At 68.8% G+C, this 13,218-nt stretch carries 12 protein-coding genes; 8 read left to right on the forward strand and 4 right to left on the reverse strand.

What is annotated here, in order from left to right:
• The 8 genes from ACFE7U_RS13175 to ACFE7U_RS13210 all read left to right on the forward strand — a co-directional run.
• On the forward strand, positions 1–299 hold a 299-nt coding region (locus ACFE7U_RS13175; RefSeq protein WP_375410179.1), incomplete at its 5' end, for a sugar phosphate isomerase/epimerase family protein.
• Positions 296–1,519 (forward strand): glycosyltransferase family 4 protein, encoded by a 1,224-nt coding sequence (locus ACFE7U_RS13180; protein WP_375410180.1) that lies wholly within the window; start codon positions 296–298, stop codon positions 1,517–1,519. The genes ACFE7U_RS13175 and ACFE7U_RS13180, both read left to right, overlap by 4 nt.
• A 4-nt stretch (positions 1,520–1,523) precedes the next feature.
• Positions 1,524–2,285 (forward strand): PIG-L deacetylase family protein, encoded by a 762-nt coding sequence (locus ACFE7U_RS13185; protein WP_375410181.1) that lies wholly within the window; start codon positions 1,524–1,526, stop codon positions 2,283–2,285.
• The gene (locus ACFE7U_RS13190; RefSeq protein ID WP_375410182.1) at positions 2,278–2,964 is read left to right on the forward strand and encodes a uracil-DNA glycosylase; all 687 of its coding nucleotides are present in this window, start codon (positions 2,278–2,280) and stop codon (positions 2,962–2,964) included. The genes ACFE7U_RS13185 and ACFE7U_RS13190 overlap by 8 nt, the downstream gene beginning before the upstream one ends.
• Positions 2,965–3,063: 99 nt before the next feature.
• On the forward strand, positions 3,064–4,113 hold the full coding sequence (locus ACFE7U_RS13195; RefSeq protein ID WP_375410183.1) for a lysylphosphatidylglycerol synthase domain-containing protein: 1,050 nt from the start codon (positions 3,064–3,066) through the stop codon (positions 4,111–4,113).
• Between the two features lie 27 nt (positions 4,114–4,140).
• Positions 4,141–5,412, forward strand: a complete 1,272-nt coding sequence (locus tag ACFE7U_RS13200; protein ID WP_375410184.1) for an ATP-binding protein — start codon at positions 4,141–4,143, stop codon at positions 5,410–5,412.
• Between the two features lie 37 nt (positions 5,413–5,449).
• Positions 5,450–7,936: a heavy metal translocating P-type ATPase gene (locus ACFE7U_RS13205; RefSeq protein ID WP_375410185.1), complete on the forward strand. Its 2,487-nt coding sequence runs from the start codon at positions 5,450–5,452 to the stop codon at positions 7,934–7,936.
• Positions 7,937–8,049: 113 nt separating this feature from the next.
• Positions 8,050–9,222, forward strand: a complete 1,173-nt coding sequence (locus tag ACFE7U_RS13210; RefSeq protein WP_375410186.1) for a M20 aminoacylase family protein — start codon at positions 8,050–8,052, stop codon at positions 9,220–9,222.
• Positions 9,223–9,294: 72 nt separating this feature from the next.
• Here ACFE7U_RS13210 and ACFE7U_RS13215 read toward each other — a convergent pair whose 3' ends face one another.
• The 4 genes from ACFE7U_RS13215 to infB all read right to left on the reverse strand — a co-directional run.
• Entirely contained in the window at positions 9,295–10,287 is a 993-nt protein-coding gene (locus ACFE7U_RS13215; RefSeq protein WP_375410187.1) for a catalase family peroxidase, read from the reverse strand.
• Between the two features lie 170 nt (positions 10,288–10,457).
• Positions 10,458–11,501: a tRNA pseudouridine(55) synthase TruB gene (truB, locus tag ACFE7U_RS13220; RefSeq protein ID WP_375410188.1), complete on the reverse strand. Its 1,044-nt coding sequence runs from the start codon at positions 11,499–11,501 to the stop codon at positions 10,458–10,460.
• Positions 11,502–11,607: 106 nt separating this feature from the next.
• Positions 11,608–12,030 carry a 30S ribosome-binding factor RbfA gene (rbfA, locus tag ACFE7U_RS13225; protein WP_375410189.1) on the reverse strand — a complete coding sequence of 141 codons (423 nt, stop codon included), beginning with the start codon at positions 12,028–12,030 and terminating at the stop codon, positions 11,608–11,610.
• Positions 12,031–12,133: 103 nt separating this feature from the next.
• Positions 12,134–13,218: translation initiation factor IF-2 (infB, locus tag ACFE7U_RS13230; protein WP_375410190.1), on the reverse strand; the 1,085-nt coding region annotated here is incomplete at its 5' end.

Raw genomic sequence — 13,218 nt, forward strand, 5'->3', positions numbered from 1 at the left:
TGCGCCTCGCCCTCGACACCGGCCATTGCCTCGTCACGCAGGAGCGCGAGCCCGCCGCTGCCGTTGCCGAGTTCGCCGATCGTATCGGCACCGTGGCGGTCGAGGACATGGCCCGCGGCCGCCACATCCACCTGCCCTTCGGAGAAGGCGACATGGATGTGCCGGGCGTGCTCGCCGCACTGGAGGCGATCCGCTTCGACAAGCTCATCTGCGTCGAGCTTTCCCGCGAGAGCCACAGGGCGGACGTCATGATCCCCGAGTCGCTCCGCTACCTGCGCGAGTGCCGGAGGCACCCGTGAGGATCTGCTTCGTCAGTCGCCGCTACTTCCCGGCGATCTCCGGGATGAGCGTCTACGCCCAGAACCTCCTGCGGGAACTGGTCGGTGCCGGCCACGACGTCACGATGATCAGCCAGTATCGCGGCGACGATTTCGGCACGCGGGTCTATGGCGGCGGCCGGCCGCCGCCCGTGTCGGGCGTTCGGGTGATCGGCCTCGAACAGGTCGGCGAGCAGACGAACGGCGAATTCGAGCGCGACATCGACACGATGGTCGAGACCATCGTGGCCGAGCATGGAAGGGCGCCCTTCGACGTCCTCCATGCCCAGTACGGCTACCCGACCGGCTGGGCAGCGCTGCTCGCCGCCAAGCGCATCGGCGTGCCCACCATCGTGTCGATCCAGGGCGGCGACGGCCACTGGGTCGGTTCCTGCTGCGAGACGCACCGGGTCGCCATGTGCGCGGTGCTCGCCCATGCCAACGCGCTCCTCATTGGCGGCGCCTCCTTCGTGGAGGAGGTCTGCGAACGGCTCGGCTCCGATCCGGCCCGCTTCACCATCGTGCCGGGGGCGGTGGATACCGCTCGTTTCACACCCGTCGAAGACCGGGCGCCCGGCCCGATCCGCCTGTTCTACCATGGCCGCGTCGACCGCCGGAAAGGCGTTCTCGACTTCATCGACGCGTTGGCCACCCTGCGCGATGCCGGCACGCCTTTCGAGGCGATCGTCTCGGGTATCGGACCCGATGTCGAGCCCGCCAAGGATCTCGCGACGCGGCTGGACCTCGGCGATTCCGCGATCCGGTTTACGGGCTATGCCGATTACGACACCGTGCCGGACCTCTATGCGCTGGCCGACGTCTTCGTGTCGCCGACCTATGCCGAGGGGTTCTCCAACACCATCCTCGAGGCCATGGCGGCCGGCCTCGCGGTGGTCTCGACCCATGCGGTCGGCGTTTCCGATTGCCTGCGCGACGGTGAGAACGGCCTCCTCGTCCAGCCGGGCGACGTCCAGGCCCTGGCCGCTGCCCTCACGCGGGTAATCGTCGATTCCGATCTGCGTCGGCGCCTCGCCGATGACGGCCTGGAGGAATGTCGCCGGGTCTATTCGTGGACGACCGTGGGCCGCCAGATCATGGAGATCTATGCGTCGGTCGTGAACGAGACGCCCGACACCGGTTTCGCCGAAGCTCTGCCCCATGACCCATCCTGCCGCTTCCGCGCCGAACCGCACCTCCTCTGACGCGATGCCGACCGCCCTCGCGTTCTCGCCGCATCTCGACGACGCCGCCTTCTCGTGCGGCGGCACCTTGGCCACCCTCGCGGAAGCGGGCTGGCGGGTGGTGATGGCGACGGTGTTTACCGGCTCGGTTCGACATCCGCAGGGCTTCGCCCTGGCCTGCCAGACTGACAAGGGCCTCGGCCCCGAGGTCGACTACATGGCCCTTCGCCGTGCCGAGGACGCGGCGGCGACCGAAGCGCTTGGGATCGAACCGCCGCACCATCTCGGCTTTCGCGAGGCACCCCACCGCGGCTACGCCTCCGCGCCCGAACTCTTCGCGGAGCTGCGCACCGATGACGCCGTCGCCGGCGATCTCGGCACCGCGTTCCGCGGTCTCATCGCTGAAGTGGAGCCGGACCTGATACTGGCGCCTCAGGGCGTCGGCGGCCATGTCGACCATATCCAGGTCATCCTCGCCCTGCGTGCCTTCACGCTCGATCGGCCTGTCCTGTGGTGGCGCGACTTTCCCTACACCGTGAGGTGCGCCGACCCGAAGGAGCCTTTGCGCGAGAGCTTCGCCGGCCTTGCACCGTTCGCGATGTCGCTCACGCCTGCCGCTACGGCGGCGAAACGCGCGGCTTGTGCTGCTTACGAGAGCCAGCTCGGCTTCCAGTTCGGCGGAGTCGGCGGCTTGCACGATCGCTTGGCGCAGGAACGAGCGATGGAGAACTTCCGGCTGTCGGGCGCCCTGCCCCAGCGCTTCCCCCGTCATGATGTCGGTGTCTGAGCCCGTCTCGCCGAGAAGTCTCGTCGATCCGCTTTTGCTCGCCGCTCGCCACCGCCTCATGGATTCGCCGCATCTGGCACCGCTGCGTCATCTCGTAGCGCAGATCGCCGCCGAGACCGGAGCGGCCGTTCCCGATCCGGATCCACTCGACGGCGGCGTGCAGGCACGGCTGCTCCTCCTCCTCGAAACGCCCGGTCCGGCGATCCGCGGCACCGGGATCGTCTCGCGCGACAACCCGACCGGTACCGCATCCAACCTGTTCCGCTTCCTGCAGGCAGCCGGTATTCCGCGTGCCGAGACCCTGATCTGGAATGCGGTGCCCTGGGTCATCCACGCGGAGGGAGCCCGCAACCGCGCCCCGCGCCGCTCCGAGATACGGGCGGCGGCACCCTATCTCGCGCCGCTGCTCCTCCGTCTGCCCGCGCTTCGGGTCGTGGTCCTGGCCGGGCGCGTGGCGGGCGAATTCGAACCTGTTCTCGCGACGCTTCGGCCTGGCCTGCCCGTCTACCGGGTTCCGCACCCGAGCCCGACCTTCGTCTGTACGGCGCCGAGCGTGCGCGAGCGGATCGCAGCGGGGCTGTCGCGGGCGTCCGCTATCCTTGCGACGGCCGGCCATCCTGTGGGCGACGCGGGGGATCGACGCGAAGGCTCCCTGGCCATTGGGCCGCAAACCCCCTAAATGCGGGCGAACGGGCCGCGGTCCGGCAAAAGCGCGGGATCAGCGAAGCCGCCTCTCGGGGCCGGGCGGGTCATCCCGGCGGAGGCGGACGCCGACAACATGAACTTTGCGGGACAGCACAAGGTGCTCGCCGACGCCGAAGCGGTGAAACCGCAGGACGAGGCCGAGCCCGACGAGGTGGTCGCGATCGTCAAGCCGAAGGGCGGCTTCAGCGGCCGCTATGCCTGGCTCGGGACCGCTGCCAGCCTCATCATCTTCGCAGGTTCGATCTTCGTGCTGTGGACGCTCGTCGAGACCGTGACCTGGGCGGAGCTGAAGTCCGCCTTCACGGCGGCGACACCGGGACAGCTCGGCCTCGCCTTCCTGTTCGTCGGCGTCAGCTACCTTTTCCTTACCTGCTACGATGCGCTGGCCCTTCGCCAGCTCAAGCTCGTGGTGCCTTATCGGACCACGGCGCTCGCCTCCTTCACGAGCTATGCGGTGAGCTTCACCCTCGGCTTCCCGCTCCTGACCGCGGGAACCATCCGCTACTGGATCTATTCCGGTCGCGGGCTCAGCCCTGCCAAGATCGCGGCGCTCACGGTGATCGCCGGATTCACCTTCTGGCTCGGCATGGGCGTGGTGCTGGGGCTCAGCCTCATCATCGAGGCGGGTCAGCTCGCCGCGCTCACCCTCACCAGCATCCGCCTCAACCAGGGCGTCGGCCTCGCCGCCCTGGTGGCCGTCGTGAGCTATATCGGCTGGGTTTCGCTGAAGCGCCGCAGCGTCAAGGTGAAGGGCTGGCGCCTGGAGCTGCCGGGCGCGTCGGTGTCGCTCAGCCAGATGATCGTCGGCATCGGCGATGTCTGCGCGGCGGCCGCGACCCTCTACGTGCTGCTGCCAACTGGCCTCACCTTCGGCTTCACCACCTTCCTGGCGATCTACGTTCTGGCCGCGATGCTCGGGATCGCCTCGAATGCACCGGGCGGACTTGGCGTGTTCGAGGCGACGATCCTCATCGCCCTGTCGAGTCTGCCCCGCGATCAGGTCCTCGGCTCGCTGCTGCTGTTTCGGGTCTGCTATTACCTCGTTCCCTTCATCGCCGCCCTCGTGATGCTGGGTGCCTACGAGGTGTTGCGCAGGGTACGACGCGCCCGCATGCCCGCCTGACCCGCAACACGGGCGAGGAGTCACGTGATGGCGCGCGGTGCACGCAGATCCGCCTGGACCGCTGCCGCGGTGGCCGTCGCCACCTTCGGCCTCGTTCAGTGGATGCAGGGTACGCTCGACGCGATGGTGGTGGCCTCGGCCATGGCGGCTCTCGTCCTTGGCGGACTTGCGGGAAGCCTCGGCCGCACCCGGGTGGTGGTCGCCCCCGAACCGAACGCGTCCGAACGCAACTCCATCGCCGAGGCGTTGCTGGCCAACATCCCCGACCCGGTCATCCTGGTGGACCGACGCTCGGTGGTAATCGAGCTTAACCCGGCCGCTCGTGCTCTGCTGCCGAGCCTGAAGCTGCGCCACCCCCTCTCCTTCGCCTTGCGCGCTCCGGAAATCCTCGACGGTATCGAGGAGGTGCTTCGCACCGGCCAGCCGCTCAAGGTGCTCTACACGACACGGGTGCCCACCGAACGGGCCTTCGAGGTTCAGATCGGTGCCCTTCCGATGCCCGACGGCCCCATGGGTGGGCCGGTGGGCGGACAGCCGAACGTGGTGCTGTTCCTGCGCGACCTCACCTCGGCGCGGCGGCTCGAGGCCATGCGTGTCGACTTCGTCGCCAATGCCAGCCACGAGCTACGCACGCCGCTTGCTTCGCTGCTCGGCTTCATCGAGACCCTGCAGGGGCCGGCCCGCAACGACGTCCCCGCCCGCGAGCGCTTCCTCGGCATCATGAAGATGCAGGCTTTGCGCATGACGCGCCTCATCGACGACCTGCTCTCGCTGTCGCGCATCGAGCTGCGAGAGCACGTCGCCCCGACACAGGCGATCGATCTGGGGCAGATCGTCCGCCAGATGGTGGATATCCAGACACCGCTCGCCCGCGATCGCGGCGTCGACTTCGCGGTGGAGGCGCCGGACGGCGCCTACCCGATTCTCGGGGACCGCGACGAAATGCTCCGGGTGGTCGAGAACCTCGTCGAGAACGCCGTGAAGTACGGAGGCGGTGGTACCGTCACCATCGCATTGGGTCGCGAAGTCCCCGGAAATCCGCGAAAGCCGCGGATCATCCTGTCGGTTCGCGACAAGGGACCGGGCATCGCGTCCGAGCACATCCCGCGCCTGACCGAGCGCTTCTACCGTGTCGACGTCGCATCGAGCCGTGCCCAGGGCGGGACGGGGCTGGGGCTCGCCATCGTCAAGCACATCGTCAACCGCCATCGCGGACGGCTCGTGATCGAGAGCGTGCCGGACGAGGGTACCATCGTTCGTGCCCTGCTGCCGGAGCACCGCAGCGACGCGGCGGCCTGACTACCGGATCGGTTGGCCGTGCCCCACATCAGAGGTCATGAACGTGCATGTGCATCCCGTCCCGCTCTCCCGCTCGTCGAGCGACGACAGCGGCATGCGGATCAGCCTGACTGTCGACGGCATGACGTGCGCGTCCTGCGTCGGCCGCGTCGAGAAGGCGCTTGCCGCTCTGCCGGGCATCTCGGAGGTCACTGTCAACCTCGCCACCGGGCGAGCCGGTCTGCGGCTCGGCGAGGCCGGTTCGGCGGTCGGCGTGATCGCAGCCATCGATCGGGCCGGCTACACGGTGCCGGAAACCGCCACGACGGTCGCCGTCGAGGGGATGACCTGCGCCTCCTGCGTCGGTCGGGTTGAGCGGGCGCTCGCCGTCGTTCCCGGCGTGACCTCTGCGTCGGTGAACCTCGCCACGGCCCGTGCGGAGATCCGTTTTCCTCAAGGCCTCGTCGAGCGCGGAAAGCTGGAAGAGGCGATCCGCTCGGTCGGCTACGAGACCGGTTCGGTCGAGGCCCCGGCGCAAGACGAGCGAGCGGCGGGGCAGGAGGCGGAAGGCGCCCGCCTGCGACGCGAGGTGACGATCGCCTTCCTGTTTTCGCTGCCGGTGGTGGTGCTCGACATGGCCAGCCACCTCGTGCCGGGCTTGCGCCACGCCCTCCACGACACCCTCGGTGGTCTCGGCCTCGGCCTGATCCAGGCCGTCCTCGCGACCGTGGTTCTCGCCTGGCCGGGCCGGCGCTTCTTCACCCTCGGCCTTCCGAAGCTGGTACGCGGGCATCCGGACATGAACGCGCTCGTCGCCTTGGGGGCGGGCGCGGCTTATCTCTATTCGCTGGTCTCCACACTCGCGCCCGCAACCCTGCCGCCTGGGACCGCCCATCTCTACTTCGAGGCGGCCGTTCTCATCGTCACCTTGATCCTGCTCGGGCGCAGCTTGGAAGCGCGGGCGCGCGGACGCACCAGTGCGGCCATTGCCGCCCTCGTCGGTCTCTCGCCAAAGACCGCGAGGGTTTTGTCCGATGGCGCGGAAACCGAGGTCGCGATCGGCGATCTCGGGATCGGCGACACGGTGCGGGTCCGGCCCGGCGAGCGCATCGCCGCCGACGGGACGGTGGTGGCCGGGGCGAGCTTCGTCGACGAGAGTATGATCACCGGCGAACCCGAGTCCGTCCGCAAGGAGGCAGGCGCCGTGGTGGTGGGCGGCACCCTCAACGGCAACGGCAGTCTCGACCTGCGCGTGGACAAGGTCGGCGCCGACACGGTGCTCGCCCAGATCGTCGCGATGGTAGAGGCCGCTCAGGGAGCGAAGCTCCCGATCCAGGCCCTGGTCGACCGGATCACCCTCTGGTTCGTGCCCGCCGTGATGCTGGCCGCTACCGCCACGTTCCTCGGCTGGCTCGTCTTCGGGCCGAGTCCGGCGCTCGGATTCGCCCTCGTCAACGCCATCGCGGTCCTCATCATCGCCTGTCCCTGCGCCATGGGGCTCGCGACGCCGACCTCGATCATGGTGGGAACCGGGCGCGCGGCCGAGCGAGGCGTCCTGTTCCGCAACGGGCTCGCCCTCCAGGCCCTGCGCGACGTCCGGGTCGTCGCCTTCGACAAGACCGGAACCCTGACACAGGGGCGCCCGACCCTGACGGATCTCGTCGTCGCTCCCGGCTTCGTGGCCGACGACGTCCTCGCTCTGGCCGCGAGCGTCGAGGCACGCTCCGAGCACCCGATCGGCCGCGCCCTCGTCGAGGCCGCCGCCGACAGGGGGCTCGCCCCGAGCGATGTCGAGGAATTCGAGGCGGTGCCGGGTTACGGCGTCTCCGGCCGGGTCGCGAGGCGGACCGTGGCGGTCGGCGCGCGCCGAGCCATGGAACGGCTCGGCGTCTCCGTCGAAGCCCTGGCGGCGGAAGAGGAGCGGCTCGGCGCCACGGCGCGCAGCCCGGTCTTCGTCGCCATCGACGGACGCCTGGCCGCGCTCATTGCCGTCTCCGATCCGATCAAGCCGGGTGCCGCAGCGGCGGTGAAGGCGCTGACGGCGCAGGGCCTCGCGGTGGCCATGGTCACCGGAGATGATCGTCGGACCGCCGAGAGCATCGCCGCGACCCTCGCTATCGGGGATGTCGAGGCCGAGGTGCTCCCGGCCGGCAAGGTCGAGGCGGTCCGGCGGCTGCGCGCGGGCCACGGCGCCGTGGCCTTCGTCGGCGACGGAATCAACGATGCGCCGGCCCTCGCGGAGGCCGATGTGGGGATCGCCATCGGCACCGGGACCGATATCGCGGTGGAGAGCGCCGACGTGGTGCTGATGGCCGGCGACATCGCCGGTGTGGTCACGGCCATCCGCCTGTCGCGGGCCGTCATGCGCAACATCCGTCAGAACCTGTTCTGGGCCTTCGCCTACAACGTCGCACTCATTCCGGTGGCGGCCGGGCTGCTCGCCATCTTCGGCGGTCCGCTGCTCTCACCGATCCTGGCAGCGGGCGCCATGGCCCTGTCGAGCGTCTTCGTCATCGCCAATGCCCTACGTCTTCGTCGCGCCTGATCGTCCCCAGGCATGCGTTGACCCGGAGGTCCAGATCGGGCCAGCTTACCCTACGGTGTTCTGGCCCCAGCCTTGCTGCGGAATCGGAGTCACCTCCAGAAAGTCACCGCGTCATGCCCGTCCTCGATCGGATCGCCGCCTTCGCGGACGAGATCACCGCGTGGCGGCACGACCTGCATGCCCATCCCGAACTGCTCTACAATGTCCACCGCACCGCCGGCTTCGTCGCCGACAAGCTCAAGGCGTTCGGCTGCGACGAGGTCGCGACCGGCATCGGCCGCACCGGCGTCGTCGGGGTGATCAGGGGAAGGGCGCATGGCTCCAACCGGGCCATCGGCCTGCGCGCCGACATGGATGCCCTGCCGATCCGCGAGGTTCGCGACCTGCCGTACCGCTCGACGGTTGAGGGGAAGATGCATGCCTGCGGCCATGACGGCCACACCGCGATGCTGCTCGGCGCCGCCAGGTACCTCGCCGAGACCCGCGATTTCGACGGCACTGCCGTGCTCATCTTCCAGCCGGCGGAGGAGGGCGGCGGCGGCGGCGAGGCGATGGTGCGCGACGGGATGATGGAGCGCTTCGGCGTCGACTCCGTCTACGGCATGCACAACATCCCCGGCTTGGGCTTGGGGCAGTTCGCGATCAGGTCGGGTCCGATCATGGCCTCGACCGATCGCTTCACGATCACCATCGACGGGAAGGGCGGGCACGCGGCCCTACCGCATCTGGCGGTCGACGCAGTGCTCGTAGCGAGCCACATCGTCGTCGCGCTGCAGTCGATCGTGTCGCGCTCGGTCGACCCGCTGGAGGGCGCCGTCGTCTCGGTCTGCACCCTCGAGGCCGGCGAGGCCTTCAACGTGCTGCCCCACCACGTGACCATGCGCGGGACGATGCGGGCGCTCTCCAAGTCGATGCGCGCGGTGATCCAGGAGCGTATCGACGCGATCGTCACGCATGTCGCCGCGGGCTTCGGTGCCAGCGCCAAGGTCGAGTATAGCGGCGGCTACCCCGTCACCGAGAACCATCCCGCAGAGACCGCCTTCATCGCCGACGTCGCGGCCGGCATCGTCGGCGAGGCGCAGGTTTCGCGCGACGTCGCCCCGCTCATGGCCGCGGAGGATTTCTCCTACATGCTGGAGCACCGCCCCGGCGCCTACATCTTCCTCGGCAATGGCGATTCCGCAGGGCTGCACCACCCGGACTACGATTTCTGCGATGCGGCCTCGCCGTATGGGGCGTCGCTGTGGGCAAGGCTGATCGAGACGGGGTTGCCGGTCCGGGGGTGAGCCAAGGCTCCTCGTCGAACTCGAACGTGCCTCCCCTCCCCGCAAGGGGGAGGGGAGTGCGTTCAGGTTCCGCTACTGCTGCGCCGAACGGCGCGACAGAGACACCGCATAGGCCGGCGAGCGGATCGCGAACATCGGATCGTCGGTCGGGCCGGCGATGCCCTCGGGCAGGTCGACCACGGGATCGAAGGTCGCCACGTCGCAGGTAGCCGCCGGCTCGATCGCCGCGATCGCCAGGGTGCCGAGCTTGACGCTCTTGCGGTTCTCCTCCGGCCACATCACCGTCGGGTCGCTGGTCGGATCGCCGGCCTCGCCCATGATCGCTACGAGATCGAAGCTCGCCGGGCCCGTCGCGAGCCGGTCCTTGAGCTCGTCGGCATAGAAGCTGTCGGGCTTTGCCTTCAGCTCGTCGTCGGACAGGCCGAGCTGGCCCGCCGTGGCGACGGTCTTGAGCTTCACGACCTTGGCCTCGTTCTTGGCGTTAGTGAGCGTGTAGGCGTGAACGCCCCAGTAATCGACGCCGACGAAGCTCGCCGGCACCGGGCGGGCATTGAGCCACGCGCCCTGCTTGGTCGTCTCGGGGTTCGCGGCCGTGAACGCCTTGACCTTGTCCGCATCCGGCTTGCCGTCGGGGCCGGGGGCCCGGACCGTAGCGAAGTCGAGGAGCTGCTTCGGCGTCTTGGTCGAGAAGACCGGCGCCGAGATGATCACGAGGACAAGGTCGCCCGTCGTGTCGCTGAGGCGCATGGCGAAGCCGCGCGTCACGGGCTTGGTCTTGTCCGAGATCTTGGCGTTGCTGCCGCCCATGGAGAACCGAGCCGTCACCGGCACGGTCTTGGCGAAATGCGGGGCCTTCGACAGGCTCGCTGCCTCTGCGGTGGGCGTGAAGCTACCCTTCACGCAGACGCCCTTGGCGCCGCTGGCGCGAACGCCCTTCTGATTGCCGGCTGCGGCGAACTGCGCGTCGACGATGGCCTGAGGGTCCGCGTCCTGACTGAGGGCGGATGTCGCCAGGACACAAACGAACGCGATCGCGGCGCCCTGGCCGAGTGTTGTGGATGACATGATGTGGATCTCCCCGGAAAGCCCGCAGGCCTCGCTATGGCGAGGCCATGACGACGACGGCCGCGAATCAGTCTTCGCCGCCAAGCTGTCAGCAGTTACCTTGGCAGGAGATCGATGGCGCGCAACTCACTTGACCGTGTCATCGGTCCTTTTCGGTGTGCGGTCGCGACTCAGGCCGATCGGTTCGCCGTCCCGCCGAGATGAAAGACCCGGTGTGGCACGAGTTCGCCGCGCTCGACGTCGCCCACCGCCACGAGGATGCCGCCGCAGGTGGCGAAGGCCTTGCCCTCCATCGGCGCATCGCGGCCACGCAGGATCACTGGCTGCCCTCGCATGAGTCTCAGCGCCATGTCGCGAGAGACCGGGACCGACGGCACAGCATCGAGTGCCGTCTCGACGGCGTGGAGGTGCGGGCCGTTACCGTCCGGGCCGGCGGCTTCGAGGGCGGCGACGTCGCAGGACTCCGTCTCCGTGAAGGGGCCGACACGGGTGCGGCGCAGGGCCGAGACGTGGCCGTGGCAACCGAGCACGCGTCCAAGGTCGCGGGCCAGCGCCCGCACATAGGTGCCCTTGCCGCACTCGGCCTCGATGACCGTGCGATCCGGACCATGCTCCACCACCGCAAGCCGGTCGATCTGCACGGATCGGGCGACCAACTCCACCGTCTCGCCGTCGCGCGCCAGATCGTAGGCCCGTTCGCCCGCGATCTTGATGGCCGAATATTGCGGCGGCACCTGCTCGATGGCCCCGACGAAAGCCGGGAGCGCCGCCTCGACGGCGTCGCGGGTCGGGCGCGAATCGCTGGTAGCGACGGGGCGGCCTTCCGCGTCGTCGGTGTCCGTCTCGATCCCCCAGGTCACCGTGAACACGTAGGCCTTGCGGCCGTCCATGACGAACGGAACGGTCTTCGTAGCCTCGCCCAGCGCGATCGGCAGGATGCCGGAGGCGAGCGGATCGAGGGTGCCGGCGTGCCCTGCCTTCTTGGCGTTGAACGCGCGCTTCACCACCGCGACGGCATGGGTCGAGGTCATGCCCACGCCCTTGTCGAGGATGACCCAGCCGTTGACGTCACGCTTCTTCGGCCGATTCGGATCGGGGGCGCCGCGCCCAGGACGACGCGGGCCGCGCTGCTGCTGCGGCTCGGTCGTGACGATCTCCGCGGGAGCGATCTCGGCACCCGGGGCGGGGGGCTCGATGGTCGGATCGTTGGTCATACTGTCCTCGGTCGACGGACGGGGTCGTCACGTCCATGGCGGAATCGGCCCGCGAAAAGGGTCATGCCCATCCGCACGGTGGGCACCGGTCGATGGATTGCCGCCGTCAGGCCGGGTCCGCGTCGGGCTCGTTCCCGTCTGCGGACTCGACATCGCGCCGGACCTTGTCGGATTTCAGGATCGCGTCGATGCGGCCGAACTCGTCGAAGGTCTCGTCGCGCTTGAAGCGGAGGTCGGGAGCGAATTTCAGGTTCACGCGCCGGGCCACTTCCTGGCGCAGCACCTTCTTGTTGCGTTCGAGAGCGGCGATCACCGGCGCTTCGTCCTTGCCGCCGAGCGGCATGATGTAGGCGGTGGCGATCTTGAGGTCGGGCGACATCCGCACTTCCGGCACGGTGATGACGTGCGAGCTCAGCACGGCATCCTGCACGTCGCCGCGCTGAAGCACCTCCGCGATGGCGTGGCGGATCAGCTCGGCGACGCGCTGCTGACGCTGCGTGGGTCCGGTCTGGGTCGGTTTCTGGGCCATGGTCAATCTTCAAAAGAAAACGGCGACCGCAGCATGGCTGCAGCCGCCGCAAAGCGAGACCCTATCGAGCGTGCTCGACAGGAACCCCGTGGTGCCGCACGCGTCAGAGCGTGCGACGGACCTCTTCGACCCGGTAGCACTCGATGACGTCACCGGCGCGCATATCCTGGAAGTTCTCGAAGGACATGCCGCACTCGTAGCCGGAGATGACCTCCTTGGCGTCGTCCTTGAGGCGCTTGAGCTGGGAGAGCTTGCCCTCGTGGATGACGATCTCGTCGCGGATCAGGCGGACATGGGCGCCGCGCTGCACGACACCGTCGGTGACGCGGCAACCGGCGATCTTGCCGACCTTCGACACGTCGAAGATCTGCAGGATCTGAGCCTCGCCCAGGCGCTCCTCGCGCAGGGTCGGCGGCAGCATGCCCGACATCGTCGCTTTGATGTCGTCCACGAGGTCGTAGATGATGTTGTAGTAGCGGATCTCGACCCCGTTGCGCTCGGCCAGCTCGCGCGCTTCCTTGTGGGCACGCACGTTGAAGCCGATAACGACAGCCTTCGAGGCTTCGGCCAGCGTGATGTCCGACTCGGTGATACCGCCGACGCCTGCGAGCAGGATCCGCGCCGAAACCTCGTCGTTGCCGAGCTTCTCAAGAGCGCCGTTGATCGCCTCGACGGAGCCCTGCACGTCGCCCTTGACCACGAGCGCCAATTGCTTGCGGCCGGCACCCTCCTTGAGGTCGCGCATCATGTCGACGAGCGACCGGTTGGCACCACCCGTACGGGCGGCGGCGCGCTCGCGCTTCTGGCGGGCACGGTACTCGGTGACCTCGCGGGCACGCGCTTCGCTGACCACCACGGCGACGCGGTCGCCGGCGTCGGGCGTGCCGTTGAAGCCGAGCACCTCGACCGGCACCGAGGGACCGGCATAGGAGACGTTCTCGCCCTTGTCGTCGATGAGGGCACGAACACGACCCCACTCGGCGCCGGCCACGACGATGTCGCCGGTGAACAGAGTGCCGCGCTGGACCAGGACCGTCGCGACGGGGCCACGGCCGCGATCGAGCTTGGCCTCGATGACCGTGCCCTCGCCGTCGCGGGTCTCGTTGGCGCGCAGGTTCAGGATTTCCGCCTGGAGCTGGAGACCTTCGAGCAGGTCGGAGAGCCCGTCGCCGGTCTTTGCCGAAACCT

Source organism: uncultured Methylobacterium sp. (assembly GCF_964251405.1).
Lineage (GTDB): Bacteria > Pseudomonadota > Alphaproteobacteria > Rhizobiales > Beijerinckiaceae > Methylobacterium.

Bases quoted from the DNA above. Each gene is read 5' to 3' on its own strand.
- ACFE7U_RS13185 (WP_375410181.1), top strand. From the start codon at position 1,524: ATGCCGACCGCCCTCGCGTTCTCGCCGCATCTCGACGACGCCGCCTTC.
- ACFE7U_RS13195 (WP_375410183.1), top strand. From the start codon at position 3,064: ATGAACTTTGCGGGACAGCACAAGGTGCTCGCCGACGCCGAAGCGGTG.
- ACFE7U_RS13200 (WP_375410184.1), top strand. From the start codon at position 4,141: ATGGCGCGCGGTGCACGCAGATCCGCCTGGACCGCTGCCGCGGTGGCC.
- ACFE7U_RS13205 (WP_375410185.1), top strand. From the start codon at position 5,450: ATGAACGTGCATGTGCATCCCGTCCCGCTCTCCCGCTCGTCGAGCGAC.
- ACFE7U_RS13210 (WP_375410186.1), top strand. From the start codon at position 8,050: ATGCCCGTCCTCGATCGGATCGCCGCCTTCGCGGACGAGATCACCGCG.
- ACFE7U_RS13215 (WP_375410187.1), bottom strand. From the start codon at position 10,287: ATGTCATCCACAACACTCGGCCAGGGCGCCGCGATCGCGTTCGTTTGT.
- truB (WP_375410188.1), bottom strand. From the start codon at position 11,501: ATGACCAACGATCCGACCATCGAGCCCCCCGCCCCGGGTGCCGAGATC.
- rbfA (WP_375410189.1), bottom strand. From the start codon at position 12,030: ATGGCCCAGAAACCGACCCAGACCGGACCCACGCAGCGTCAGCAGCGC.